Below are 26,083 nucleotides of genomic sequence, written 5' to 3' on the forward strand. Positions count from 1 at the left end.
GGCGTCGGAGGGACATCACCATGTCGATCGAACTACCCGTCTATCGCGCACCGATGCGGTCGCGCGACGACGCCGTGCCCCGGGGTGTCGGAGCCGAACGGGCGCTCGCGCTCGGGATCTGCGGCATCGGCGGTCGAGTGTCTCCGCCGCCGACGACGCTGGATGCTGCCCTGGCGCTCGCCGACGAGCAGAGCGGCATCCGGCTGGCATGGAAGATCGAGCGCTTCGCTCGGGCGCCGATCGGTGCGTACGCCTGGACGCGAGACATCGATGGCCTCAGCTATCTCGGCCGGCTCGCGGGACCGTGGACCTACGACGAATCGGTGGAGGCTCTCGCCGCGGATCTCGTGCACGTGCGCGCCTGCGACTGGATCCTCGAGCCGGTCCCGGACGATCTCGTGCCCGGCGCCGTGCAGGCGGCGTTCGGTCGGGGCGGGCGCAACTGGCAGCGCATCCGGGCGGAGGGCGTCACTCCGCCGACCGCTGCCGTGTGGCAGCGGTACCGCGACGAGATCTGAACCGCCGCCCGCCAGCGATCTACTCTTCGGTGTCGCCCAGGCACAGCCCGCGCACGAACTCGGCGCGCGGCGAGAGCAGCTCCTCGAGTTCGAGCACGACGACACGATTCGACCCCGCCCAGGTCGCCGGCGCGGGCACGAACAGCGTGCGTTGCGGCCCGTTGCGCCAGTAGCGGCCGAGGAAGAACCCGTTCACGAAGGCGTAGCCCTTGCTCCACGCGCCGGTGTCGAGGAACAGGTCGGCGGGAGCATCGAGGTCGAGATCCCCGGTCCACGCGCGGGGTCCGTCCCCGGGAAGTGCCGCGGTGCGCGCGGCCACCTCGTCGGCGATCGTCGCAACGTCGAGCGGGGTCGAGGTCCAGCCCGTGAGCGGCTTTCCGTCGATCGCGGGTACGCCGATCAGGCCCTTCTCCTCGCCGAGGCGGTGGTCGTAGTTCACGCGGCCCTGCTCCTCGACGAGGATGCTCAGGGTGCGCCCCGCGGGGATCCGCAGCGCCTGATCGTGGCGCGTGCGCGAGAGCGTTCCGACGGGCTGACCGTCGACGCTCACCCAGGCGAGATCGCGCACCTCTTCGACGGTGAGCAGCGCCGGTCCGCTCATCGCGGGCAGAGCGACGTCGTAGCGCACGAGTGCGCTGAGGTGCCCGAGTTCGTCGAACGTGACGGGGAGAGCGGCGGGCGAAGCGGATGCCGCGGCATCCGTCCATGCGCCGGCGGGCGTGAGCTCGACGCTCGCGACCGGGGCGGACGCCCGGGGTGCGGGCAGCTCATCGGGAACCGGCGCGTACTTCGCGATGACGTCGCGGAAGGCGAAGAACTTCGCCGTCGGGTCGCCGGCCTCGTCGAGCGGGGCGTCGTAGTCGTAGGAGGTGACGATCGGAAGGTAGCGGCCCTTGTGGTTCGCGCCGTTCGTCAGGCCGAAGTTGGTGCCGCCGTGGAACATGTAGATGTTCACCGACGCCCCCGCGGCGAGCAGAGCGTCGAGATCGGATGCCGCGGCCTCCACGTCGGTGGTGTGGTGCACCCCGCCCCACCAGTCGAACCATCCGTCCCAGAACTCCGAGCACATGAGCGGGCCGGTGGGCTGATGCGCGCGCAGGGTGGCGAGACGCTCGGCGCTGCGCGAGCCGAACGAGCCCGTCTTGTGGAGTTCGGGCAGGCTGCCGTCGGCGAGCATCTGGTCGGTGGGCTGGTCGACGGTCGTGAGAGGCACGGTGATCCCGGCCTCGCGCGTGAGGGCGACGAGCGCCGCAAGGTACGCCTTGTCGGAGCCGTAGGCGCCGTACTCGTTCTCGATCTGCACCAGCACGACCGGGCCGCCGCGATCGATCTGCCGCGGCGCGACGATCTCGTACACGCGGCGCAGGTACGCGCTGATGTCGGCGAGGAAATCGGGGTCCGACGAGCGCAGAGCGCGATCTCCGGCGGTGAGCCAGGTCGGCAGCCCGCCGTTGTGCCACTCGGCGCAGATGTAGGGGCCGGGGCGCACGATCGAGTCCATCCCCTCGGCGTGGACGAGGTCGAGGAAGCGGCCGAGGTCGTTCCATCCGGTGGCATCCCATTCGCCCTTGCGTGGCTCGTGCGCGTTCCAGGCGACGTAGGTCTCGATCGTGTTGAGACCCATCAGACGCGCCTTGCGGATGCGGTCCTGCCACTGATCCGGGTGGATGCGGAAGTAGTGCAGGGCGCCGGCGATCACCTGGTGCTTCTGTCCGTCGCGGAGGAAGTCGGTGTCGCCGATGGTGAAGGAGGTCACGATGTGGAGTGCTTTCGGTAGAGAAGCGGCCGGATCGGGCGCTGAGGCTCGAGCCCAGGAATGGGTCCCTGAGCCTGTCGAAGGGCCCGATCCGGCCGTCGTGTTACTTGTTGACGCTGAAGCCCTGCGAGTTGCCGTACTCGACCAGGGCGTCCTGCCAGGCGAGGAGACCCTCGTTCAGGTCGGTGCCGTTCTGGTAGGACTGGCCGACGGTGTCACCGAAGATGCTGATGCCGTAGACCTGGTAAGGGAGGTAGCTCCAGTCGGAGACGACGTCCTCGGCGGCTGCGGCGAGCACCTCGTTGATCTTCTGACCGCCGAAGTACTCGGGGGCGTCGGCGAGGAATTCCTCGCTCGACAGCTCGGCGGTGGTCGACGGGAAGCCGCCGCTCTCGAGGAACAGCGAGATGCTGTCCTCGGAGTTGTTCAGCCACCACAGGAATCCGGCCGCGAGCTCGGGGTTCTCGCTCTGCGTGGTGACGGCCTGGCCGCCGCCGCCGTTCTCGGCGCTGGCGGGAGTGCCGTCGTAGGTCGGCATCGGGGCGACGCGCCAGTCACCGGCACCGTCGGGCGCACCCGAGATGAGGTTGCCGGGCATCCAGGCGCCGATCACGAGGGTCGCGATGCTGCCGTCGCCGAGAGCGCGGAACCACTCGTCGCTCCAGCTGCTGACCGGGGCGACGAGGTCTTCCTCGACGAGGCGGTTCCAGTTCTCGGTCCACTTCTTCGAGCCCTCGTCCTGGAGGTCGATCGTGACGTCGGTGCCGTCGGTCGAGAAGGGCTGGCCGCCGGCCTGCCAGATCATCGACGTCGCGAAGCCCGCGTCGCCGGTGTCGTTGGTGATGTACGCGTCGGGGTTCGCGGCGTGGATCGCCTTCGCGGCCTCGTAGTACTCGTCCCACGTGGTCGGCACGGCGATGCCGGCGGCGTCGAAGACGGCCTTGTTGTAGAACAGCGCCATGGGGCCGGAGTCCTGGGGGAGACCGTAGATCGCGTCGCCCGAGGTGACCGAGTTCCACGTCGATGCGGTGTAGTCGTCCTCGAAGTCGGCGAAGCCGTACTGCGACAGGTCGACGAAGGCATCCGTCAGCGCGAACTGCGGGAAGGCGTAGTACTCGATCTGCACGACGTCGGGGGCGCCGGAACCCGCCTTGATGGCGTTCTGCAGCTTCGTGTACTCGTCGGTGTTGGTGCCGGCGTTGACGACGTTGACCTTGACGTTCGGGTACTCCTCCATGAACGCCGCAGCCTGTGCCTCGGCGGAGGGGGTCCACGACCAGTAGGTGATCTCGCCGCCGGTCTCGAGCGCGGCCTCGACCGAGTCGAACGAGCCGTCGCCGGCGGCGCTGCCGCCGCCGGCTCCGCCGGTGCTGCAACCGGCCAGGGCCAGCGCGGCCACGGTGCCGGCCGCGAGCACCGTCAGGGTGCGGCGCGCGGCGGGGTGAGGAAGGTGCTTCATTGCTGTGTCCTTTCGGGGGTGCGATCCAGCATCGGATCGACGTTTTCTGCGATGCGAGGTGCGGAGAGCGGGATGCTCACTGCTTGACGCTTCCCGCGGTGAGACCTGACTGCCAGAACCGCTGCAGCAGCAGGAATGCGATCACGATCGGGATGATCGTGAGCAGCGAGCCCATGATCACCAGGTTGTAGATCGGCTGCGATCCGGCGCCGATCGCCTGCGAGCTCCACTGGTTCAGGCCCACGGTGAGCGGGTACCAGGCGGGGTCGGAGAGCATGATCAGCGGCAGGAAGTAGTTGTTCCACGTCGCGACGACCGTGAACAGGGTGACGGTCACGATGCCGGGCGCGAGCAGGCGCAGCGAGATCGTGAAGAACGTGCGGAACTCGCCGGCCCCGTCGATGCGCGCGGCTTCGAGCAGTTCGGTCGGGATCGACTCCGACGCGAACACCCAGATCAGGTAGAGACCGAACGGACTGATGAGCGACGGGATGATGACCGCCCAGGGGGTGTTCGTCAGACCCAACTCGCTGAAGAGCAGGAACGTCGGCACCGCGAGCGCCGTACCGGGCACCGCGACCGCGCCGAGCACGATCGCGAAGACCGCGCGACGGCCGGGGAACCGGTACTTCGCGAGGCCGTAGCCGGCCATGGTCGCGAGCAGTGTCGCCCCGCCCGCGCCGACCACGACGTAGAGCAGGGTGTTGCCGAGCCAGCGCAGGAAGATGCCGTCGCGGAACGAGAAGGTCGCCACGAGGTTGTCGATGAACGCGAAGTCGTCGGCGAACCAGAGGCCGAACGAGCTGAAGAGTCCCGACTGCGTCTTCGTCGAGCTGAACAGCAGCCAGACGAGGGGGACGAGCGTGTACAGCGCGTACACGACCATCACGATCAGCAGCGTCTTCGACGACCGCGGGTTCAGGGGGTCGTTGCGCTTGCGCGCGGAGCGGGCGAGGGGGAGTGCCATGTCAGCGCACCTCCGACTTCGAGCCGCGCAGTTGCACGACGTAGGCGATCACGGCCGTGATGATGCCCATGATGATGGCGATCGTCGCGGCGTAGTTGAACTGCTGGCCGGCGAACGAGAGGTTGTACGCGTACATGTTCGGGGTGAAGTACGTCGTGATCACGTTCGGGGCGAGGGGGCGCAGGATGTTCGGCTCGTTGAAGAGCTGGAAGCTGCCGATGATCGAGAAGATCGTGGCGATGACGAGGGCGCCCCGCACGGAGGGGATCTTGATCGAGAAGATCGTGCGCCAGGCGCCAGCGCCGTCGAGCGAGGCCGCCTCGTACATCTCGGTGGGAATCGTCTTGAGCGAGGAGTAGAAGATCAGCATGTTGTAGCCGACGAACTGCCACGTCACGATGTTGCCGATCGAGACCAGCATCCATTCCTTGGCGAACGGGGTGATCGCGTCGATGCCGAGGAGATCGTTGATGTTCGAGGTCAGGCCGAACTGGTCGCCGTAGATGTAGCCCCACATGAGCACCGCCACGACGGCGGGAACCGCATACGGCAGGAAGATCAGGATGCGGAAGAACGAGGCTCCGCGCAGGCGCGCACTGTCGAGCGCGAGCGCCGCGCCCAGCGCGAGCGCGAGCATGATCGGCACCTGCACGACGAGGAAGATCACGACGCGGCCGAACGCCTCCCAGAACTGGGGGTCGGTGAGAGCGCGCACGTAGTTGTCGAAACCGACGAACGCGGTGCCGCCGATCAGCTTCTCCTGGAAGAAGCTGAGGTACAGGGCGTACGCGAGCGGGGTGAGGAACACCAGCGCGAACACGAGCATGAACGGGCCGACGAAGGCCCATCCCTTCCAGTCGCGCTTCTCGCGGCGGCGGATGCCGGCGGCTCCGGGGGCCGCAATGATTTCAGTCGTCATCGACGAGACCTTCTCCAAGTCCAGGCGCTCACTGCGCCGTGTGTCAACGTCAACATATGCGATGCACTGCTAGTGTGTCAACGTCAACACATGAATGGATGATCAATCGTGTCCCTGGAATCCTCGACAGAGCAGTCGCCGCGGCGACGAGACCCCTCGATGGAAGACGTGGCGCGCGAGGCCGGCGTCTCGGGACAGACCGTCTCCCGGGTGGTGAACGCCCGAGGCTATGTCGGGGCGGCGACCAGAGAGCGCGTCGAGCAGGCGATGCAGCACCTCGGTTACCGGCCGAACAGCGCGGCCAGGGCCCTGCGATCGGGTCGATTCCGCGCCATCGGCGTGATCATGTTCTCGTTCAGCTCCTACGGTAACCAGCGCACCCTCGACGCGATCGCCGTGCGTGCGTCGCAGATGGGGTACGCGCTGACGTTGATCCCCGTGGAATCCAGTGCGCGCGAGACGGTCGCGGGTGCGTTCCGCCGTCTCGAGGAGCATGCCGTCGACGGCATCATCATCGTTGTCGAAGCCCATCAGCTCGACGAGGCGGAGGTCGAGATCCCCGACGGCCTGCCGATCGTGCTCGTCGACTCGAACCGAGGCTCGACGCATCCGTTCGTCGACACCGACCAGGCGCAGGGCGCCCGGCTCGCCACCGAGCATCTGCTCGACCTCGGGCACGAGACCGTCTGGCACGTGTCGGGTCCGACGGAGTCGTATTCGGCGGAGCGTCGCCGCGAAGCGTGGCGGTCGACGTTGGAGGCGCGTGGCCGCCGGGTGCCCGAGATGATCCCGGGGGACTGGAGCGCCGCGTCCGGCTATCGGGCCGGTGTCGCGCTGCGCGACCGCGACGACGTCACCGCTGTCTTCGCCGCCAACGACCAGATGGCGATCGGTGTGGTGCGCGCGTTCCGCGAGGCCGGCCGCGACATCCCGGGCGACGTGAGCGTCGTCGGCTTCGACGGACTGCCGGATGCCGCGCAGATCTGGCCGCCCCTGACGACGGTGCAGCAGCATCCCGAGAAGGTCGGCGCGCTCGCGGTCGATGCTCTGCTCGCCGAACTCGACGGGGGAGAGGTCGCCCAGACTCCGCTCGTCGGCACCGAACTCGTCGTCCGCGAGAGCACAGCGCCCCCGCACCCCTGAGGCACCGGTCCCTGAGCGAGCGCAGCGAGACGAAGGGCCCACCCGTTGTCCGGGTCCCTGAGCCTGTCGAAGCTCCCCGCCCCGAGGAACTGGGTTCCTGAGCCTGTCGAAGGGCCCTCCCCGAGAGCCTGGGTTCCTGAGCCTGTCGACGGGCCCCGCCCCGAGGAACTGGGCCCCTGAGCCCCGAGGAACTGGGTCCCTGAGCCCGTCGAAGGGCCCGCCCCGTGGCGCTCGATCTGGCCTGTGGATAACTTCCGCGGGTGCGCTCGGATTCGGGCTACTTTATGCCGGTGCTCTCGACCCGATACCCCGCTGCCATCCTCGCTCTCACGTTCGCCGCCGCTCTCAGCGGCTGCGCGCCCGCCGCGGAACCCTCGCCCACCCCGACCCCGGCTTTCGCGAGCGAGGAAGAAGCGTTCGCCGCCGCGGAGGAGGTGTACCGGGCGTACAACGAGGCGGTAAACGCGGAACGCCGCGGGGACGAAGAGGCGGACCCGAGGGGATTTCTGATCGGATTCGCGCTCGAAGGAGACACGGACGCGCGCCGGGTGCTTGCGAGCGAGGGGATCGTGATCAGCGGTGATGGAGAGATCACCGAGTTCACTCCGCTCCAGGCCGAGTTCGAGGCCGGTGTTGTGTCGGTCCAAGTCCTCGTGTGCCTAGACGTCAGCGGGACAGCGGTACTGGATGAGAACGGCGTTGACGTCACTCCGTCAAATCGTCAATCGAAGGTGCCACTGTTGGTCACGCTTGACGAATCTGACCACCAGTTGATGGTGTCGGAATCGACGGCGGATGGTGGCCAGACATGCTGAGCGCCGCATCTTTCCTGATCGTCGGCTCGCTCGTGTTGAGCGGCCCTGAAGCTGTCGCCGCTTCCGGAGCATGCGAGTCCAGTCTCGCCTCGGCTGGTCGCTGCGGCTCCACAGACGGCTCCTCCGTCACGGTCACCGGCACTCAGCCGAGCCCGCAGTATCCCGGTTCGTCGCCGTACCCGGGCGCGAATCCCGGGTCCTCGAACTCGGGGACCTCCGGCCCGCGGTACTCCCGCCCGCAGCAGAACTACGACACCGACGACTGCCGCGGCGTCTCCGATCTCCGATGCGTCCGCGGGGCCGTGCCCGGCGTAGCACCGGACGCCCCGGCATCCGCCCCCGGCGCCCCGGAGATCTCGATCACCGACCTCGTCACCCTCAGCCCCGCCACCGCGACACCCTCCGCCGACCCCGGCAACATCGGCATCGCCGGGCTCCCCACGAACTTCGTCACCATGGCATCCGTCCACACCCGCACCGGCACCCTCTTCGGCGCACCCGTCACCGCCCGGTTCACCCCCGTCGGCTACGACTTCACCTACGGCGACGGCACCACCGCGCACACCACCACCGCAGGTGCGACCTGGGACGCCCTCCACCAACCCCAGTTCACGCCCACCCCGACCAGTCACGTCTACGACGACCGCGGCACCTACGACACCACCGTCACCATCCACTACACCGCCGAGATCGACCTCGGCACCGGATACATCCCCCTCACCGGAACCCTCACCACACCCGGACCCACCCAAACCATCCGAATCTACGAAGCCCACACCGCCCTCGTCCAACACACCTGCACCGAACAACCCACCGCCCCCGGCTGCTGAACGAGACGCCCCACGACACCCGGTCCCTGAGCGAGCGCAGCGAGACGAAGGGCCCCACGCCCAGAGACACTGGGTCCCTGAGCCCGTCGAAGGGCCCCCGCCCCGAGCACACCCGCAGGTGCACATGCGGTGGGACGCTTCGACGAGCTCAGCGACCCAGTCTTCGCGACCTCGCACCGTTCATCTGCACGGCTCGATCACACGTGCACGACGAAACCACCGGTTGCTCCGTGCAGACGTGACATCTCCGTGCACGCGAGCGCGGAAGGCCGCGGAAGACGCGTCCGAAGCGAGAATCGAGCGGGCTCAGCGCCAGATCGCGGCGATGGCGGCGTTCGCCGCGGTGAGGATGCCGACGAGCCAGAACATGATCGGGGGCACGGATGCTCCGCGCTTCTGCCGCGCGGTGCCGATGCCGAGCAGCGCGCCGATGACAAGCAGCAGCACCAGCTTCACGCCGATCTTGACGTAGTTCAGCTCGTACGAGATGCCCCACGGGGCGGCGAGAGCGAGACCGGCGACCGCGGCGATCGCCATGCCGATGCTCATCAGCCGCGTGAAGACGCGCTTGCCGCCGAAGGCCTGCACTGCCCATGCCCCGAAGAGAACGGCGAAGCCGATCAGGTGGACGAAGAGAACGACGTGGCGCAGGGTCTCCATGACCCTCACGGTACGATTCCCCGCCCGCCCTCCGCCAGCAAGGGAAGGCTCCCCTCAGCGAGCGGCGAGCGCGAGATCAGCCGCGCAGCTCCCGGATGACGAGAGCGGTGCGCAGCGCGGCATCCGCTGCCTCGGCGCCCTTGTCCTCCTTCGATCCCTCGAGCCCCGCACGGTCGAGACCCTGCTGCTCGTCGTCGAGCGTGAGCACGCCGAAGCCGACGGGCTTGCCGGTGTCGAGCGAGACGCGGGTGAGGCCGTCCGTCGTCGCCGCCGAGACGTATTCGAAGTGCGGCGTGCCGCCACGGATGATCACGCCGAGCGCGACCACCGCATCCGCACCACCGGCGAAAGCGGCCTGCGCGGCGACGGCGAGCTCGAACGAACCCGGCACGCGCACGAGGCGGTGCGTGGCCCGAGCCTCGTTCAGCACCCGCTCGGCACCGGCGATCAGGCCGTTCGTGATCGTGTCGTGCCAGGTGCCGGCGATGATGACGACGTTCACGCCGCGTCCGTCGATGTTCTCGGTCTTCGGTGCTCCTGCGCCGCTCATGCGTCGTCCTTTCCGTCTGCGAGGGCGGCCTTGAGTTCCGCCTCGCCGATGATGTGACCCATCCGGTCACGCTTCGTCTCGAGATACTGATGGTTGTTGGGGCCGACACCGACGATCAGCGGCACCTGCTCGACGACGTCGAGGCCGAGCTCGCGGAGCTGGTTCACCTTGTCGACGTTGTTCGTCAACAGGCGCACCTTCGATACGCCGAGGTCGGCGAGGATCCCGGCGGCCGCCGCGTACTCGCGGGCGTCCGCCGGCAGTCCCAGCGCGAGGTTCGCATCGACTGTGTCGAGCCCCTCCTCCTGCAGGCTGTAGGCGCGGAGCTTGTTGATGAGTCCGATGCCGCGCCCCTCGTGACCGCGCATGTAGATGACGATCCCGCCGTCCTGCTCGATCGCGTCGAGCGCGGCGTCGAGCTGCGGGCCGCACTCGCACTTGAGCGAACCGAAGGCCTCACCGGTCAGGCACTCGGAGTGCACGCGCACGAGCGATGTCTCCTGCGGCTCTCCCGAGACGACGGCGATGTGGTCGGTACCGGTGACACGGTCCTTATAGGCGAGGAACCGGAAGGTGCCGTGCGTGGTCGGCACGGTCGCGTCGGCGCGCAGACTCACCCGGCGGTTGCGCACCGGACCGTTGTCGCCCTGCGGATCGATCTCGTTGAGGTGGTCGATCAGCTGCTCGATCGTGATCACGGGCACGCCGTCGCGGGCGCCGAGCTCGAGGAGCCCCGGCATCCGCATCATGCTGCCGTCTTCGGCCACGACCTCGGCGATCGCACCGACCGGCTGCAGTCCCGCGAGGCGCATGAGGTCGACGGCGGCCTCGGTGTGACCGCTGCGCTCGCGCACGCCTCCGTCGACGGCGCGCAGTGGAAGCACGTGGCCCGGACGGATGATGCTCGTGGCGGTCGACTCGGGGTTCGCGAGCACGTTGAGCGTGTGCGCGCGGTCGTGCGCGCTGATGCCGGTGGTGACCCCCTCGGCCGCATCGACGCTCACCGTGTACGCGGTGGCACGCGCGTCTTCGCTCGCAGCGACCATCGGCTGCAGGTTGAGGTCGTCGGCGCGGTCGGCGGGCATCGGCGCGCAGATGAATCCGGATGACCAGCGCACGGTCCACGCGACCCACTCGGGGGTGGCGAGCTCGGCCGAGAGGATGACATCGCCCTCGTTCTCACGGTTCTCGTCGTCGGCGACGAGGACGGGGCGCCCGGCGCGCAGGGCGTCGAGGGCTTCGGCGATCGTGGAAAGGCTCATCGCGAGCCTCCTTCCGGTGCGGCGCGGAACGCGAGCAGACGCTCGACGTGCCGGGCGAGGATGTCGGTCTCGAGGTTGACGCGGTCGCCGACGGCGCGCGTGCCGAGGGTCGTGGCCGCGAGGGTCTCGGGGATCAGCGAGACCTCGAACCACGCGTCGGTCGTCGACGGAGGCGTGCTCACGGCACTGACGGTCAGCGACGTTCCGTCGACCGAGATCGATCCCTTGTCGACCACGAGCGGGGCGAGGTCGGCGGGAAGGCCGACGCGCAAAACACTCCACTGGGCGCCGGGCCGCACTTCGAGCACGCGCCCGACGCCGTCGACGTGGCCCTGAACGATGTGGCCGCCCAGGCGTGCGCCGACGGGCATCGCCTTCTCGATGTTGACGCGCGTGCCGACCGCGGCATCGCCGAGTGCCGCGACGTCGAGGGTCTGCTTCATGACATCGGCGTCAAAGGAATCGGCGCTCGAGCCGACGACGGTCAGGCAGACGCCCGAGACGGCGATCGACTCGCCGTGCACGGCATCGGACGCGGCCTTCGGCGCGCGCACGGTCAGGCGCCAACCGTCGCCCGACGGCGAGATGGCGGTGATCTCGCCGACCTCCTCGATGATCCCGGTGAACATCAGACGGCTCCTTCGGTCGACGCGGTGGGGAGTGAAACGGGGTGGGCGATCGCGAGCAGATCGGCGCCGAGGGGCACCCACTCGTCGATCGTCAGGCGGCGCGCCTCGCCGATCGACGAGACGCCGATGTCGGTGAGGGCGAGACGGCTCCCGCCCAGCAGCACGGGGGCGACGTAGGCGAGCACACGGTCGGCGAGGCCCGCCGCGACGAACGCGCTCGCGAGCGTCGGACCGCCCTCGACGAACACGCTCTGGATGCCGCGGCCGTGCAGGTCGGCGAGCACCGCGCGCAGGTCGTGGCCCTCGAAGAAGAGGGGACTGTGCGGATGCCGGCGAACCGCCGCATCGGGCGGCGTCGGACGCGAGCCGATGACCACCGGGACGGGCTGATCGGCGAGCAGCGCATCGCCGTCACGGGCGGTGAGCGACGGATCATCGGCGAGCACGGTGCCGGTGCCGACGACGATGGCATCGGATGCCGCGCGGCGGCGATGCACGTCGGCTCGCGCCTCGGGGCCGGTGATCCACTGGCTCGTGCCGTCGTCGGCAGCGGCGCGTCCGTCGAGGCTCTGCGCCCACTTCACCGTCACGTGCGGGCGGCCGAGCCGCTGCGCGGTGAGCCATCCGTCGATCACGGCGTGCGCGGCCTCCGCCTGCTCGCCGGCCTCGACGCTGACGCCCGCAGCGCGGAGTCGTTCCGCGCCGCCTCCGGACACGGCACCGGGATCGTCGAGCGCGTAGATCACGCGGCTCACGCCGGCCTCGATCAGTGCGACCGCGCAGGGGCCGGTGCGACCGGTGTGGTTGCAGGGCTCGAGCGTGACGACGGCCGTCGCCCCGCGAGCGGCGCCGGGGGCGAGCTTCGACAGCGCGTCGACCTCGGCGTGCGGGGTGCCGGCGCCATGGTGCCAGCCCTCGGCGAGGACCGCGCCGTCGGGGGAGAGGATGACCGCGCCGACCTGCGGGTTGACTCCGCGGGGGCCGAGGGCCGCGAGGGCGAGAGCGCGGCTCATCGCCTGGCGCTCTGTCTCGTTCACTGCCATCCGTCGTCCTTCTCTGAAGGCTCCGAGGGAGGATGGACGGCGCGCACGGCGGCGCATCGTGCTGCCTCCCTTCCGGACTAGCGGGATCTCTCCCGCATCACCGTCGGTCCCGGATTTCCACCGGATCGGCACCCCGGTCGAAACCGAGACGCTCGCGGACTGTCACCGCCGGTTCGGATTCCCACCGACCCCGGAGCACGTTGATGTTCTGAGTGTACTCAACACGCCTGCGCGGATTTCATTCCCCGTCATCCGGCGACGTCTCCGCTCACTTCAGGAGGCGGGAGAGGCGCCGGTCGGCGAGCGCTTTGCCGCCGGTCTGGCAGGTGGGGCAGTACTCCAGTGAGCGATCGGCGAAGAACACGCTGCGCACGGTGTCGCCGCAGACCGGGCATGCCTCACCCCGGCGGGCGTGGACCTGCATCCCACGGCGCTTCGCGTCTTTCAGGTCGGCCGGGGGCTTACCGGATGCTTCGGCAAGGGCCTCGCGCAGCGTCGACTGCATCGCGGCGAAGAGCGCGTCGATCGCGGCGTCGTCGAGCGTCGCGGCGATCGCGTAGGGCGACATGCGCGCGGCGTGCAGGATCTCGTCGGAGTAGGCGTTGCCGATCCCGGCGATCACCGCCTGATCGCGCAGGAGGCCCTTGATCTGCGTGCGCTTGCCGTCGAGGAGCCCAGCGAACACGTCGCGAGTGAAGGTCTCGTCGAGGGGATCCGGCCCGAGTCGGGCAATGCCGGGCACCTCTGCGGGATCGCGCACGACGTACACGGCGAGGGACTTCTTCGTGCCCGCCTCTGTGAGGTCGAACCCGCTCCCGTCGTCGAGGGCGACGCGGAGAGCGATGGGGGTCTTGCCCGGCTTGATGATCGTGGTGGGCAGACTCTCATACCACCGCAGCCAGCCCGCCTTCGCGAGGTGGAAGACGAGATGCAGGTCGTCGCCGCAGGAGAGCACGATGAACTTGCCGCGTCGCGAGGCACTGCTGATCACGGCGCCGTGCAGCGCGGTGTTGGGCGGGTCGTAGGTCTTCAGCGCGGCGATCGACGCGACGTTCGTGCGCGTGATCGAGCGCCCCACGACGCGCTCGCCGAGGAAGTCGACGAGCCCCTGCACCTCCGGCATCTCGGGCATGCGAACATCCTGCCACCGGCATCCGACATCGTCACCCCTCCGGCGGGACTCAGAGGATCGGCCACTCCACGGGGGAGCGGTCGTCCGAGACGAGAAGCCCGCCGACCCAGCCGTCGTCACGCCCGCGCGGACCCGTGAGGAACTGGCGCTGCATGCCTTCGTAGCGGAAGCCGAGCGCCCGTGCCGCGCGCGCCGACGGCTCGTTGCCGACCTTCGCACGCCAGTCCAGACGCACCAGGCCGCGCTCGTCGAACGCCCAGTCGATCACGGCCATCGCCGCCTCGACCACGTATCCCTTGCCGCGGGCGGAGGCGGCGACCCAATACCCGAGTTCAGCTTGCGCGCCGCTCTCGTGATCGACGATGTGGTGCAGACCGATCGATCCGACGACCTCGCCGTCGGCGTACATCGACCAGGTGGCGTGCGACTCGTCGGCCCAGCGCTGCGCGGTGATCTCGACGAACTCGCGGGCGCTCTCGCGGGTGTAGGGGGAGGGCACGGTCGTCCAGCGGGGGATCTCCGGGTCCTGGCACGCCGCCGTGATCGCGTCGATGTCGGCGATCTTCGGCGCCGCCAGCACCAGGCGCTCGGTCTGCAGTCGTACAGGTTCCATCGGGCTACGGTATCGCCTGCCGGAGCCGATGTCGGAGGCGGCGGCTAGTCTTGTGCGGTGACTGTTCCAGGGATTCTGCGCGCCTTGGAAGAGGCGTCTCTGTACCGTGAAGCGCTCGGCTGGGCTCAGACCGATGCCGACCTCGGGCTCGTCGACGGGCTGGATGCTCCGGCCCTCGCGGGACTCCTCGCCAAGCGCGCCGCCGCGGGGCATCCGCCGGCATTGCTCGCCGTCGTACCCACGGGCCGCCGTGCCGAGAGCCTGGCGCAGGCGCTCGGGTCATACATCCCCGACGCCGAGGTGCTCACCTTCCCGGCGTGGGAGACCCTGCCGCACGAGCGCCTCAGCCCCAGCCCCGACACGGTGGGGCTGCGCCTCGCGACCCTGCGCCGCATCCGCGAGTGGTCGGGCGAGCATCCGCTCGTCGTCGTGGCCTCGGTGCGCGCGGCGCTCCAGCCGATCGCGGGCAACCTCGGCGATATCGAAACCCTCGAGCTCGCGGTGGGCAGCCGCGGCCTCGAACTCGAGACCGTTGCCGCCCGGCTCGTCGAACGGGCCTACTCGCGCGTCGACATGGTGTCGCGGCGCGGTGAGTTCGCGGTGCGCGGCGGCATCCTCGATGTCTTCCCCGCGATCTCCGAGCACCCCTACCGTGTCGAGTTCTTCGGCGACGAGATCGATCAGATCCGTGCGTTCTCGGTCGCCGACCAGCGCTCGCTCCCCGGAGAGGTCGGCACCGTCGACCTGCCGCCCAGTCGCGAGTTGCTGCTCACCGACGACGTCCGTGACCGCGCCCGTGCGCTGATCGGCGGCTTCCCGGCGATCGCGGGCATGCTCGAGAAGATGGCCGAGGGCATCCCGGTCGAGGGCATGGAGTCGCTCCTGCCCGCGGTCGCGGGACCGCTCTCGTCGCTCGCCGAGTACCTCCCCGCGGGCGCGGCCACCGCCGTGGTCGACCCCGAGCGCTCGAGCGCCCGGGCGATCACCCTCGGCGAGACCAACCGCGAGTTCCTCGACGCGGCGTGGAGCGCCGCGACCTCGGGAGCCTCCGCGCCGATCGACCTCGGCGCGGGCGACTTCCTCACGATCGCGCAGCTGCGCGAGGTCGTACGCGACCGCGGCGGCGTGTGGTGGCGGCTCAGCCCCTTCGGCGCCGGCCTCGGTGAGGACGACGCCGAGGCGGCCAACCTCGATGCCAGCGTGATCCCATCCTTCCACGGCAACGTCGACGGCGCGATCTCGTTCGTCGACGGGCGCATCTCCGAGGGGTGGCGTGTCGTGGTCATCGCCACCGGCTCGGGACTCGTCGACCGCGCGCGCGACGTCCTGGCGGATCGCGGCATCGCCGCACGCATCCTCCCCGAACTGAACGAGGCGCCGGAGCACGGCGTCGCGACCCTGCTCACCGGCGCCGTCGAAGCAGGCTTCCAGGTGCCCGAGGCGAAGCTCGCCGTCCTCACCGACAACGAGTTCTACGGCCGCACGATCGGCGGCGACCAGCGCGTCGTCAAGAAGCTCGCGTCCCGCCGCAAGAACGTCGTCGACCCGCTGCAGCTCAAGCCCGGCGACTTCGTGGTGCACAACACGCACGGCATCGGTCGCTTCGTCGAGATGACCCAGCGCGAGGTGTCGACCGGCGGGCGCAACGCCACGAAGTCGACCCGCGACTATCTGGTGCTCGAGTACGCCCCGTCGAAGCGGGGCTACCCTGGCGACAAGCTCTACGTGCCCACCGACCAGCTCGACCTGCTCTCGAAGTACGTCGGCGGCGAAGGGCCGACGCTGTCGAAGATGGGCGGCAGCGACTGGTCGCAGGCCAAGGGCAAGGCTCGCAAGGCCGTGCGCGACATCGCCGTCGAGCTCGTCAAGCTCTACTCGGCGCGGATGAGCGCCAAGGGACACGCCTTCGGTCCCGACACCCCCTGGCAGCGCGAGCTCGAAGAGGCCTTCCCCTTCGCCGAGACGGCCGATCAGCTGCAGACGATCGACGAGATCAAGGCCGATATGGAGCGGCCGATCCCGATGGACCGTCTGCTCTCGGGCGATGTCGGCTTCGGCAAGACCGAGGTCGCGGTGCGCGCCGCGTTCAAGGCCATTCAGGACGGCAAGCAGGTCGCGATGCTCGTACCGACGACGCTGCTGGTGAAGCAGCACCTCGAGACGTTCACCGAGCGCTTCGCCGGCTTCCCGGTGAAAGTGCGTCCGCTGTCGCGTTTCCAGACCGACAAGGAGGCCCGCCTCACGCTGCAGGGCCTGCTCGACGGCACGGTCGACATGGTCATCGGCACGCACCGCATCCTCACCGATCAGGTGATGTTCAAGGACCTCGGCCTGATGATCATCGACGAGGAGCAGCGGTTCGGCGTCGAGCACAAGGACGCCCTCAAGAAGATGAAGACGAACGTCGACATCCTCGCCATGAGCGCCACACCGATCCCGCGCACGCTCGAGATGGCGGTCACCGGCATACGCGAGATGTCGACGCTGGCGACGCCGCCGGAGGACCGGCATCCGATCCTGTCGTTCGTCGGTCCGCGCAGCGACAAGCAGATCGCGGCCGCGATCCGCCGCGAGATCCTGCGCGAGGGTCAGGTGTTCTTCGTGCACAACCGGGTGCAGTCGATCCAGCGCGTCGCCGCGCAGCTCGCCGAGCTGGTGCCCGAGGCGCGCATCGCCGTCGCTCACGGGCAGATGGGGGAGCACGCGCTCGAACAGGTCGTCGACGACTTCTGGGAGCGCAAGTTCGACGTGCTCGTCTCGACGACGATCATCGAGACCGGTCTCGACATCTCGAACGCGAACACGATCATCATCGACCGTGCCGACAAGTATGGTCTGAGCCAGTTGCACCAGCTCCGCGGTCGTGTGGGGCGCGGGCGCGAACGCGCCTACGCGTACTTCCTCTACGACGACCTGAAACCGCTCAGCGAGACCGCCGCCGACCGACTGCAGACGATCGCCGTGAACAACGACCTCGGCTCGGGAATGCAGGTGGCGCTCAAGGACCTCGAGCTGCGCGGTGCGGGCAACCTGCTCGGCGGCGAGCAGGCCGGTCACATCGCCGGTGTCGGCTTCGACCTGTACCTCCGCATGATCGGCGAGGCGGTGTCGACGTTCCGCGGCGAGGAGGTCGAGTCCGGACAGGAGCTGCGGCTCGAGCTGCCGCTCGATGCGCGCATCCCCGAGTACTACATCGACAGCGAGCGCCTGCGGCTCGAGGCCTATCAGAAGCTCTCTGCGGCCTCGATCGCGACGGCGAAGGATGACGCGATCGATCTGGTGATCGACGAGCTCACCGACCGGTACGGCACGCCCCCGACCGAGGTCGAGGGGCTCATCGCGATCGCTCGTCTGCGCCGTCGCGCGGCTCGTGCCGGGCTGGCCGACGTCGTCGTGATGGGATCCAACCTGCGCATCGCTCCTGCCCGCCTGGAGGACTCGATCAAGGTGCGCCTGCAGCGTCTCTACCCGAAGGCGAAGCTCGTCTCCGGCGGCGAAGCTCTGGTCGTGCCGATGCCGACGGTGCCGGCCACGGTCGGTGTCGGTCTCGAACCCCTGCCGGACGCCGAGCTGCTCGAATGGGTCGGGCAGCTGTTCACCGCGATCTTCCCGGAGCCCGTGAAGGCCGAGACCGCGGGTTGAGCCCGAAGAGCTGAACCCGAGGAGGAGAGCGGGCGATCTAACCCGGGGACGGCACGCCGAGGTAGAGCGCGTTGCCGTCAGGATCCCTCACCTGAGCGACCATCTCGCCCCAGGGCATGGCGGCGGGAGCGTCCACCGAATCCGCGCCGGCGGTGACCGCACGGCGGTAGGCCGCATCGATGTCATCGACGTACAACCACAGCGCGATGCTCTCGCCGCGGTCGACCTCCGGATCCCAACCGAGTGCGAGAGAGCCGCCCCCGATCTCGAACGCGACATAGACCTCGATACCGTCCTGCTCATACCGGTACGAGACCCGCGCGCCGAAGGCATCCGTATAGAACCGTCGCAACCGTTCGAGGTCGCGCGTGCGGAGGATGGGGAAGAGTGACTTCACCGCCATGCACGAAAGCGTAGATCCCCGCTCTGCGTCGATCAACGGCCATCGCCGCGTGCCACACGGCTACAGCGAGAACCCTCCGTCGGACGTGAGCACCTGGCCGACCACCCACGAACCGGCGTCGGTGCAGAGCCAGCCGATCAGCGAGGCGGGGTCGTCCGGTCGCCCGACACGTCCGAACGGAGTGCCGGAGATCCAGTCGGCGACTCCGGACAGATCGCGATCAGTGGTGTCCTCATCGAGGTATCCCGTGTTCACCGGACCGGGATTCACGGTGTTCAGAACGATCCCGACATCGAGCAGCTCGGCCGCCGTGGTGCGCGTGATCCCGGCAAGAGCTGCTTTGCTCGTGGCGTAGGACATCTCTCCCCGCATCGCCCCGTGCCCCTGTCCCGACGTCATCCAGATCACGTGCCCCGTCGGCTTCTCGAACGCGCCGGCCTGCACGACACGGTCGCCGGGGCGGGCAGCGGCGGAGCCATCGACGCCGAGTTCGGTGCGACGGCGTCGGGCGAGACCGGCGGTGAGCAGCAACGAGGCTCGCGCATTCGCCTGCCAGTGCGCGTCGAGTACATCCGCGGTCATGTCGAAGATGCTGCCGTCGCGCCCGCTCATCGCCTGATTGCACACGAGGATGTCCAGGCGGCCGGTGAGCGCGGATGCCGCGTCCAGCAGGGGCTCGATCGTCGCTGGGTCTCGCAGGTCTGCGTGATTATCGCCCATCACCGCACCCGGAGTCAGAGCATCCGCGATGCCGGTGCAGACCGCGTCGATGTCGTCGGCTCCCCATGGATGGTCGACATCGTGCGGCCGATAGTGGTGGAGGAAAACGCTCGCGCCGAGCACGGCGAGGGTGTTCGCGGTGGCGAAACCGATCCCGCGGCGGCGGGAGACACCCGTGACGAGAGCGGCCTTGCCGCTGAGGGGGAGATCCTGGGTATGCATGCGCTGACCTTTCTAGCCGAGGGGTGCGATCGCGTCAACGGGGTGTGGCGCCTTCGTCGCCCGGCGGATGCTGGGGGCATGTGGACTCTTCTGATCATCCTGCTCGTCGTGTGGGCCGGCCTCGCCGTGTTCGGCTTCGTGGTCAAGGGCCTCGTCTGGCTCGCCGTCCTCGGAATCGTTCTGTTCCTCGCGACGCTCGTCATCGGCATGCTCCGGCGCACCGCCGCGACCAAGGACTGACCCTCCCGCCACGCGCTCCGGCACCACTACGCTGTGTGCATGTTGTACGAGCACCTCGGGGCTCGGCCCCGGATCCATGACGCCGCCGTCATTGCTCCCACCGCCGTCGTCTCCGGCGACGTCGAGATCGGACCCGGCTGCCAGGTATTGCACGGCGCCGTGATCACGGCCGAGGGCGGACCGATCACGCTCGGTGCGCACGTGATCGTGATGGAGAACGCGCTCATCCGGGCGACCGCCGCGAATGCCGTGCACATCGGCGACCACACCCTCGTCGGAACGCTCGCGAGCATCGCCGGTGCCACGGTGGGCGAGGAGGTGTTCCTGGCCTCCGGGGCGCGGGTTTTCAACGGTGCGATCATCGGGGCGCGTAGCGAGGTGCGTGTCAATGCGATCGTGCAGCGGCGCGCTCGCGTCCCCGAGGGCACGGTGGTGCCGATCGGCTGGGTGGCGGTGGGGAACCCGCTTCAGTTGTTCTCGCCCGACCGGGATGCCGAGATCGCGGCGGCGCAGCCCGACCTCGACTTCCCCGGGCATGTGTTCGGCGTTGATCGGGACACTCCGGATCTGATGGTGCAGCTCACCGAGCGGTACGGCTCGTCCCTCGCGCGGCACGTCGACGACCGCCCGCTCGATGATGAGGGCACTCCGACCTGACACGGCGGTCGCCGCGAGATGCTTCGAATCGCGCGTATTTTCTTCATGTTAAATACGCATTTCGAATCGAATTGGGGGTCGCGCTGAGGAATACCAGTGCTCCATACTGATCCTCACACGTCGGACGACCCGAGTCCGGCCCTGGCGCTGTTCCACCGAGGAGTACCCATGGCACTGAAGACGAAGCCGCTCGCCCAGGGCGGCGGAACGCTCAGACGGAATCTCGGCCTGTGGGCCATCGTCGGTCTGGGGCTCGGATACATGACGCCCACCGTGGTGTTCGACACCTTCGGCATGGTTGCGCGCGACACGAACAACGTCGTCCCCGCCGCCTACCTCGTCGCGCTGGTCGTGATGGTGTTCACGGCCATCAGCTACGGCAAGATCGCCGGTGCTATCCCGAGCGCCGGTTCCGCCTACACCTACGTGCGCGAATCGATCCACCCGAATCTCGGCTTCATGGTCGGGTGGACGTCGTTGATCGACTACGTGCTGCTGCCGATGGTCAACTGCCTCATCATCAAGAGCTATCTCGAGGCGATGTTCCCCGAGGTGCCGGCCTGGATCTGGGTCGTGCTCTACTGCATCCTCGTCACGAGCATCATCTACATGACCATGCGCGGCACGTCGAACCTGAACGTCGTCCTGCTGGTCTTCTCGATCATCGTCATGATCGTGTTCGTCGTCCTCGTGGTCGCGCAGCTGCTGCGCGGCGACGGCGCGGCGACCATCCTCTCGGTCGGAGCGCTCCTGCACGACGACGTCACCTTCACCGCGGTACTCACCGGCGCGACCATCGTCTGCTTCTCGTTCATCGGATTCGACGCCGTGACCATGTACGCCGAGGAGGCGAAGGACCCGAAGGTCATGCCGAAGGCGATCCTGCTCACCGTCCTCATCGGTGGCGGCATCTTCCTCGTCTCCTCCTACGCGTCGCAGCTGCGGTTCCCGGACTGGAACGAGTTCGCCCCCGGCGGCGACATGCAGTTCGTCGAAGACTCGACGCTCCCGATCATCGGCGACCTCGTCGGCGGCAACGTCCTCATGGCGGTGCTGACCGCGGCCGGGTTCTGCGCCACACTCGCCTCGGGTCTCGCATCCCACGCCTCGGTCTCGCGCATGCTGCTCGTGATGGGGCGTAACAACGTTCTGCCTCAGAAGGCCTTCGGCTACATCAATCCGCGCACCCACACGCCGACGTTCAACATCGTGCTGGTCGGGGCGATCTCGTTGCTCGCGATCCCGTTCACGCTCGAGCTCATCGCGGCGTGGATCAACTACGGGGCGCTGATCGCCTTCACCTTCGTGAACGTCTCGGTGATCGCCTGGTTCGCGATCCGCAAGGGGCGCCGCAAGACGCCGGCCGACATCTTCAACTTCATCGTCATGCCCGGCATCGGCATGCTGCTCACGGGGCTCCTCTGGGCGAATCTCCATCAGGACGCGCTCATCGGCGGTCTCACCTGGACCGCGATCGGCTTCGTCTACCTGCTCGTGATCACTCGGGGCTTCCGCAAGAAGGTCGCGGCTTTCGACGAGAACCAGGCGGTGACCGGTTTCAACAAGGTCGTGAAGGTCCCCGTCGACGAGGGCTGAGCGCCCCCGGACGCACGAAAGGCCGTCTCCCGAGGATCACGGGGGACGGCCCTTCGACAGAGGTCAGATGACGCCCTGCGCGAGCATCGCCGCAGCGACTCGCTCGAAACCGGCGATGTTGGCGCCGGCCACGTAATCGCCCGCCACGCCGTAGCGCTCGGCGGCGTCGAAGGATGCCGTGTGGATGTCGGCCATGATCTCGCGCAGCTTGTTCTCGCTGTCGCCGAAGGTCCACCGCTGACGCGAGGCGTTCTGGCTCATCTCGAGAGCAGAGGTCGCGACACCGCCGGCGTTGGCCGCCTTGCCGGGGGCGAAGAGCACGCCCGCCTTCTGGAACGCCTCGACGGCTTCGGGAATGCACGGCATGTTGGCGCCCTCGGAGACCGCGCGCACGCCGTTCGCGATGAGCGCCTGCGCGTCGGCGAGGGAGACCTCGTTCTGCGTCGCCGAGGGCACGGCGATGTCGACGGGCACCTCCCAGACGCTGCCGCCTTCGACGAAGCGAGCGCTCGGGCGACGGTTCGCGTACTCGACGATGCGTGCGCGCTCGACCTCCTTGATCTGCCGCAGCAGTTCGACGTCGATGCCGGCGTCGTCGACGACGTAGCCGGAGGAATCGGATGCCGTCACCGGCACGGCCCCGAGCTGCGTGGCCTTCTGGATCGCGTAGATCGCGACGTTGCCCGAACCCGAGATGCCGACGCGCTTGCCCTCGAAGGAGTCGCCCTTCACGGCGAGCATCTCCTGTGCGAAGAAGACGGCGCCGTAACCGGTGGCCTCGGTGCGCACCTCGGCTCCACCCCAGCCCGTGCCCTTGCCGGTGAACATGCCCGACTCGTGGCGGTTGGTGACCTTGCGGTACTGCCCGAAGAGGTAGCCGATCTCGCGGCCACCCACGCCGATGTCGCCCGCGGGGACGTCGGTGTGCTCGCCGAGGTGGCGGTAGAGCTCGTTCATGAACGACTGGCAGAAACGCATGATCTCGGCATCCGAGCGGCCGTGCGGATTGAAGTCCGCACCGCCCTTGCCGCCACCGATGCCCTGGCCGGTCAGCGCGTTCTTGAAGATCTGCTCGAAGCCGAGGAACTTGATGATCGAGAGGTTGACCGAGGGGTGGAAGCGGAGTCCGCCCTTGTACGGTCCGAGCACCGACGAGAACTGGATGCGGTAGCCGCGGTTGACCTGCAGCTTGCCCGCATCGTCGACCCACGGAACACGGAAGAGGATCTGCCGCTCCGGTTCGACGAGGCGCTCGAGGATGCCGCCGTCGACATACTCCGGGTGCGCCGCGAGCACCGGCGCGATCGAGTGCAGCACTTCGTGCACCGCCTGGTGGAACTCGGGTTCGTGCGGGCTGCGGGAGAGCACCGTGTCGAACACGGGCTGCACGGCGGCGTCGAGCGGGTGGAAGGCGGCAGGGGAGAGTGCGGTCACGCGAAAAGACTTTCTGGGGTGGGGAGGGTGGTGCAGCGATCGTGTCGCGTGAGGCTTCGCCGGATCGGGCGCGAGTTTTCACTCTAGCGCGCACGCTCCGTCGAGCCTCTCGCGAGCACGACGCCCGCGATCACCCGGTGTTCTGCAGGCCCGCCGCGACGCCGCTGACCGACAGCAGCAGCAGTCGCTGCTGCTCGGCGTCGGCACCGGAACCCGTCGGCTCGGCATCCGCCGGCGACCGCAGCGCTCGCAGTGCGCGCAGCTGGAGGAGGGAGAGGGCGTCGACGTACGGGCTGCGCAGCTGCACCGCGCGCTGCAGCACGGGCTTGTTCTCGAGGAGCCCCTCGCCGCCGGTGAGGCGGATGACCCACTGACGGGTGAGAGCCAACTCGTCGAGAACCAGGGCGGCGAGGTCGTCGCGGTCGCCGAGGGCCAGGTACTCGCGAGCGATGCGCTCGTCGGTCTTGGCGAGGCTCATCGCGACGTTGTCGATCATCGTGTGCAGCAGCGGCCACTCGCGGTACGCCTCGGCGAGCAGGGCCTCGTCGCCGACGGCCTCGAGCGCGGTGCCGAGGCCGAACCAGCCGGCGAGATTGATGCGGGCCTGCGTCCACGCGAACACCCACGGGATGGCGCGCAGGTCTTCGAGCGACTCCACCGAGAGACCGCGGCGCGCGGGGCGGGAGCCCAGGGCCAGCAGACCGATCTCCTCCATGGGGGTCACCGTCGCGAACCAGGGGGCGAAGCCCTCGGCCTTGACGAGCGAGAAGAAGCGGTCACGAGAGGACCGGTCCATCACGGCCGCCACCTCGGCGTAGCGGGCGGCGGCACCGCTCGTGCGCTCCTCGACCGAGGGGGAGGAGGCGAGCAGCGTCGCCGCGGCGACCTGGTCGATGTGCCTCATCGCGATGGCGGGCTCGCCGTAGCGGGCGAAGATGACCTCACCCTGCTCGGTGAGCTTGAAGCGTCCATCGACCGAGTGCGGCGGCTGGGCGAGGATCGCCGAGTTCGCGGGGCCGCCGCCGCGCCCGAGGGCGCCTCCGCGGCCGTGGAACAGCGTCAGTTCGATGCCGGCGTCCTTCGCCCAGAGCGCGATCTTCTCCTGTGCTTCGTAAAGCGCGAGGTTCGCGGCCACCGGCCCGACGTCCTTCGAGGAGTCGGAGTACCCGAGCATGACTTCGAGGCGGTTGCCGGTCTCGGCCATGCGTGCCCGGAACTCGGGGAAGGTCACGGCCTCGGCGAGGATGCCGGGTGCCGCCTGCAGGTCGGCGAAGGTCTCGAACAGCGGCACGACGTCGAGCACCGGGGCATCGTCGCCGAGCGCGTGGCGGGCGAGACGGTGCACGTTCGCGAGGTCGGAGGCCGCCTGGGTGAACGAGACGACGTAGCGCCCGGCGGCGCGCAGGCCGCGGTCGCGCTGGATCTCGGCGATCGCACGGAAGACCTCGAGAACTTCCTCGGTCTGCGCGCTGATCGGCTCGCCGCTTTCCAGCTCGGCGAGAGCCTTGGCGTGCACCTGCGAGTGCTGGCGCACCTCGAGTTCCGTGAGGTGGAAGCCGTAGGTCTCCACCTGCCAGATCAGGTGCTGCACCCCGCCGAACGCGTGGCGGCGTGCGCCGGAGGCGACCAGGGAGGCCTGCACGGCGCGCAGGTCGGCGAGCAGCTCCTCGGGCGAACCGTAGCGCTGCGCGCCATCGCCCTGACGCGTCGCTGCGACACGGTGCGCGAGCAGCAGCAGCACGCGCCGGTGCGGTTCGTCGGGGGAGCGGGTGGCCAGCGCCGCCGCGGCGTCCGCATCGGCGTCGGCGAAGTCGTTCCAAAGGGCGGCGACCTCGGCACTGGGCGGCGTGGTTTCGGCGTCGAGCGTGAGCGTGCGGCCGATGCGCTCGAGCGCACGCTCCAGGCCGCGGAGCACGTGGTCCGAGGCGATCTGCGACGCTTCGCGGGTGACGGATGCCGTCACGAACGGGTTTCCGTCTCGATCGCCGCCGACCCACGATCCGATGCGCACGAACGCGGGGACGACCGGCGCGCTGGCCCCGGACTCCTCGCCGCGGAGGGCATCGTCGATGCGGCGGTAGACGTGCGGCACCGTCGTGAACAGGGTCTCGTCGAAGACGCCCATGACCGTGCGCACCTCGTCGGTCGGGGAGGGTTTCTGGGCGCGCAACGGTGCGGTGCGCCACAGGGTGTCGATCTCCTCGAGCATGCGACGACGGGCGCGGTGCTGCTCGGCGCCACCGGCGCTCGAGGCATCGTGCTGCGTCAGCAGATCGGAGAGGCGGCGGATGCTCGACGAGACGGCCCGGCGGCGCGCCTCGGTCGGGTGAGCCGTGAAGACGGGGTGGAAACGCAGGCCCGCCAGACGACGACGGGCCTCCTCGTCACCGACCTCGGTGCGCAGACGCGCATAGGCGGTCGCGACGGTGTCGGCGGCGTCCTCGCGACCGGGCTGGCCCGCGCGCTCGCGCAGCACGCGCACGCGCTGGTGCTCCTCGGCGAGGTTCACGAGGTGGAAGTAACAGGTGAATGCGCGCGCGACCTCGTCGGCACGGGCGATCGTGAACGACTCGGCGATCGCCGAGGCTCGCTCGAAGGCATCCGAGGTCGAGTCCTCGTAGGCCTGGATGGTCGCGAGGCGCAGGCGCTCGACGTCGTCGAAGAGGTCGTCGCCGCCGGCCTCGCGGAGCACCTGTCCGAGGAGCCCGCCGAGCATGCGGACGTCGGATCGCATCGCATCCGGTATGCCCTGGCCGGCCTCGAAGCGCCCGATGACGCGGATGGCTTCGGTGTTGGTGGGCTCGGTGAAGACGTGTTCGGGGGTCACCCGTCGAGCGTATCCCGGTCGGCGGGGGTGCTCCGAACGCATGACG

At 68.9% G+C, this 26,083-nt stretch carries 23 protein-coding genes; 8 read left to right on the forward strand and 15 right to left on the reverse strand.

Going from position 1 to position 26,083, the window contains the following annotated elements:
* The first annotated feature begins 20 nt into the window (after nt 1–20).
* Nucleotides 21–518, forward strand: coding sequence for a GAF domain-containing protein (locus ACFY9N_RS04905; protein WP_391477180.1), 498 nt, complete (start codon nt 21–23; stop codon nt 516–518).
* Between the two features lie 19 nt (nt 519–537).
* Here ACFY9N_RS04905 and ACFY9N_RS04910 read toward each other — a convergent pair whose 3' ends face one another.
* The 4 genes from ACFY9N_RS04910 to ACFY9N_RS04925 form a co-directional block, all read right to left on the reverse strand.
* Nucleotides 538–2,274, reverse strand: a complete 1,737-nt coding sequence (locus ACFY9N_RS04910; RefSeq protein WP_391477181.1) for a beta-galactosidase family protein — start codon at nt 2,272–2,274, stop codon at nt 538–540.
* 103 nt (nt 2,275–2,377) lie between these two features.
* A complete protein-coding gene (locus ACFY9N_RS04915) occupies nt 2,378–3,733 on the reverse strand; it encodes an ABC transporter substrate-binding protein (RefSeq protein WP_391477182.1) in 1,356 nt (451 codons plus the stop codon).
* Nucleotides 3,734–3,809: 76 nt separating this feature from the next.
* A complete protein-coding gene (locus tag ACFY9N_RS04920) occupies nt 3,810–4,700 on the reverse strand; it encodes a carbohydrate ABC transporter permease (RefSeq protein WP_391477183.1) in 891 nt (296 codons plus the stop codon).
* 1 nt (nt 4,701) lies between these two features.
* Complete coding sequence (locus ACFY9N_RS04925) at nt 4,702–5,619, reverse strand: carbohydrate ABC transporter permease (protein WP_391477185.1); 918 nt, start codon at nt 5,617–5,619, stop codon at nt 4,702–4,704.
* A 159-nt stretch (nt 5,620–5,778) separates the two neighbouring features.
* On the opposite strand from ACFY9N_RS04925, the gene ACFY9N_RS04930 reads away from it, so the two are divergent.
* The 3 genes from ACFY9N_RS04930 to ACFY9N_RS04940 all read left to right on the forward strand — a co-directional run bounded on the left by ACFY9N_RS04930 (nt 5,779) and on the right by ACFY9N_RS04940 (nt 8,407).
* Complete coding sequence (locus ACFY9N_RS04930) at nt 5,779–6,762, forward strand: LacI family DNA-binding transcriptional regulator (RefSeq protein ID WP_391477187.1); 984 nt, start codon at nt 5,779–5,781, stop codon at nt 6,760–6,762.
* 290 nt (nt 6,763–7,052) lie between these two features.
* Nucleotides 7,053–7,577, forward strand: a complete 525-nt coding sequence (locus ACFY9N_RS04935) for a hypothetical protein (RefSeq protein ID WP_391477188.1) — start codon at nt 7,053–7,055, stop codon at nt 7,575–7,577.
* The gene (locus tag ACFY9N_RS04940; protein WP_391477189.1) at nt 7,571–8,407 is read left to right on the forward strand and encodes a hypothetical protein; all 837 of its coding nucleotides are present in this window, start codon (nt 7,571–7,573) and stop codon (nt 8,405–8,407) included. The genes ACFY9N_RS04935 and ACFY9N_RS04940 overlap by 7 nt, the downstream gene beginning before the upstream one ends.
* 306 nt (nt 8,408–8,713) lie before the next feature.
* Here the strand turns inward: ACFY9N_RS04940 and ACFY9N_RS04945 are convergent, their stop codons facing one another.
* The 7 genes from ACFY9N_RS04945 to ACFY9N_RS04975 form a co-directional block, all read right to left on the reverse strand.
* Nucleotides 8,714–9,067 (reverse strand): Fe-S protein, encoded by a 354-nt coding sequence (locus tag ACFY9N_RS04945; protein WP_391477190.1) that lies wholly within the window; start codon nt 9,065–9,067, stop codon nt 8,714–8,716.
* Nucleotides 9,068–9,143: 76 nt separating this feature from the next.
* Nucleotides 9,144–9,617, reverse strand: a complete 474-nt coding sequence (gene ribH / locus ACFY9N_RS04950; RefSeq protein ID WP_391477192.1) for a 6,7-dimethyl-8-ribityllumazine synthase — start codon at nt 9,615–9,617, stop codon at nt 9,144–9,146.
* A complete protein-coding gene (ribA, locus tag ACFY9N_RS04955) occupies nt 9,614–10,879 on the reverse strand; it encodes a GTP cyclohydrolase II (protein ID WP_391477193.1) in 1,266 nt (421 codons plus the stop codon). Before ribA ends, ribH begins: the two co-directional genes overlap by 4 nt.
* On the reverse strand, nt 10,876–11,508 hold the full coding sequence (locus tag ACFY9N_RS04960) for a riboflavin synthase (protein WP_391477194.1): 633 nt from the start codon (nt 11,506–11,508) through the stop codon (nt 10,876–10,878). The genes ribA and ACFY9N_RS04960 overlap by 4 nt, the downstream gene beginning before the upstream one ends.
* Nucleotides 11,508–12,551, reverse strand: coding sequence for a bifunctional diaminohydroxyphosphoribosylaminopyrimidine deaminase/5-amino-6-(5-phosphoribosylamino)uracil reductase RibD (ribD, locus tag ACFY9N_RS04965; RefSeq protein ID WP_391477195.1), 1,044 nt, complete (start codon nt 12,549–12,551; stop codon nt 11,508–11,510). Before ribD ends, ACFY9N_RS04960 begins: the two co-directional genes overlap by 1 nt.
* A gap of 268 nt (nt 12,552–12,819) precedes the next feature.
* Nucleotides 12,820–13,683, reverse strand: a complete 864-nt coding sequence (locus ACFY9N_RS04970; RefSeq protein ID WP_391477196.1) for an Fpg/Nei family DNA glycosylase — start codon at nt 13,681–13,683, stop codon at nt 12,820–12,822.
* 49 nt (nt 13,684–13,732) lie between these two features.
* Complete coding sequence (locus ACFY9N_RS04975; protein ID WP_391477197.1) at nt 13,733–14,296, reverse strand: GNAT family N-acetyltransferase; 564 nt, start codon at nt 14,294–14,296, stop codon at nt 13,733–13,735.
* Nucleotides 14,297–14,353: 57 nt separating this feature from the next.
* On the opposite strand from ACFY9N_RS04975, the gene mfd reads away from it, so the two are divergent.
* The gene (gene mfd / locus ACFY9N_RS04980) at nt 14,354–17,938 is read left to right on the forward strand and encodes a transcription-repair coupling factor (protein ID WP_391477198.1); all 3,585 of its coding nucleotides are present in this window, start codon (nt 14,354–14,356) and stop codon (nt 17,936–17,938) included.
* Between the two features lie 37 nt (nt 17,939–17,975).
* On the opposite strand, the gene ACFY9N_RS04985 is transcribed toward mfd, so the two are convergent.
* Together ACFY9N_RS04985 and ACFY9N_RS04990 are read right to left on the reverse strand one after the other, a co-directional pair.
* Nucleotides 17,976–18,377, reverse strand: coding sequence for a VOC family protein (locus tag ACFY9N_RS04985; protein ID WP_391477199.1), 402 nt, complete (start codon nt 18,375–18,377; stop codon nt 17,976–17,978).
* Between the two features lie 24 nt (nt 18,378–18,401).
* Nucleotides 18,402–19,283: an SDR family oxidoreductase gene (locus ACFY9N_RS04990; protein ID WP_391477201.1), complete on the reverse strand. Its 882-nt coding sequence runs from the start codon at nt 19,281–19,283 to the stop codon at nt 18,402–18,404.
* Between the two features lie 78 nt (nt 19,284–19,361).
* Between ACFY9N_RS04990 and ACFY9N_RS04995 the strand changes: the two genes are divergently transcribed.
* The 3 genes from ACFY9N_RS04995 to ACFY9N_RS05005 all read left to right on the forward strand — a co-directional run bounded on the left by ACFY9N_RS04995 (nt 19,362) and on the right by ACFY9N_RS05005 (nt 21,776).
* Nucleotides 19,362–19,523, forward strand: coding sequence for a hypothetical protein (locus ACFY9N_RS04995; protein ID WP_391477202.1), 162 nt, complete (start codon nt 19,362–19,364; stop codon nt 19,521–19,523).
* A gap of 39 nt (nt 19,524–19,562) precedes the next feature.
* A complete protein-coding gene (locus ACFY9N_RS05000; protein WP_391477203.1) occupies nt 19,563–20,180 on the forward strand; it encodes a gamma carbonic anhydrase family protein in 618 nt (205 codons plus the stop codon).
* Between the two features lie 168 nt (nt 20,181–20,348).
* Nucleotides 20,349–21,776: an APC family permease gene (locus ACFY9N_RS05005; RefSeq protein ID WP_391477205.1), complete on the forward strand. Its 1,428-nt coding sequence runs from the start codon at nt 20,349–20,351 to the stop codon at nt 21,774–21,776.
* A 63-nt stretch (nt 21,777–21,839) separates the two neighbouring features.
* Here ACFY9N_RS05005 and gdhA read toward each other — a convergent pair whose 3' ends face one another.
* Nucleotides 21,840–23,210, reverse strand: a complete 1,371-nt coding sequence (gdhA, locus tag ACFY9N_RS05010) for an NADP-specific glutamate dehydrogenase (RefSeq protein ID WP_391477206.1) — start codon at nt 23,208–23,210, stop codon at nt 21,840–21,842.
* 130 nt (nt 23,211–23,340) lie between these two features.
* Nucleotides 23,341–26,037 (reverse strand): phosphoenolpyruvate carboxylase, encoded by a 2,697-nt coding sequence (locus tag ACFY9N_RS05015; RefSeq protein WP_391477208.1) that lies wholly within the window; start codon nt 26,035–26,037, stop codon nt 23,341–23,343.
* Nucleotides 26,038–26,083 lie beyond the last annotated feature (46 nt).

Source organism: Microbacterium sp. NPDC008134, from assembly GCF_042957055.1.
GTDB lineage: Bacteria > Actinomycetota > Actinomycetes > Actinomycetales > Microbacteriaceae > Microbacterium.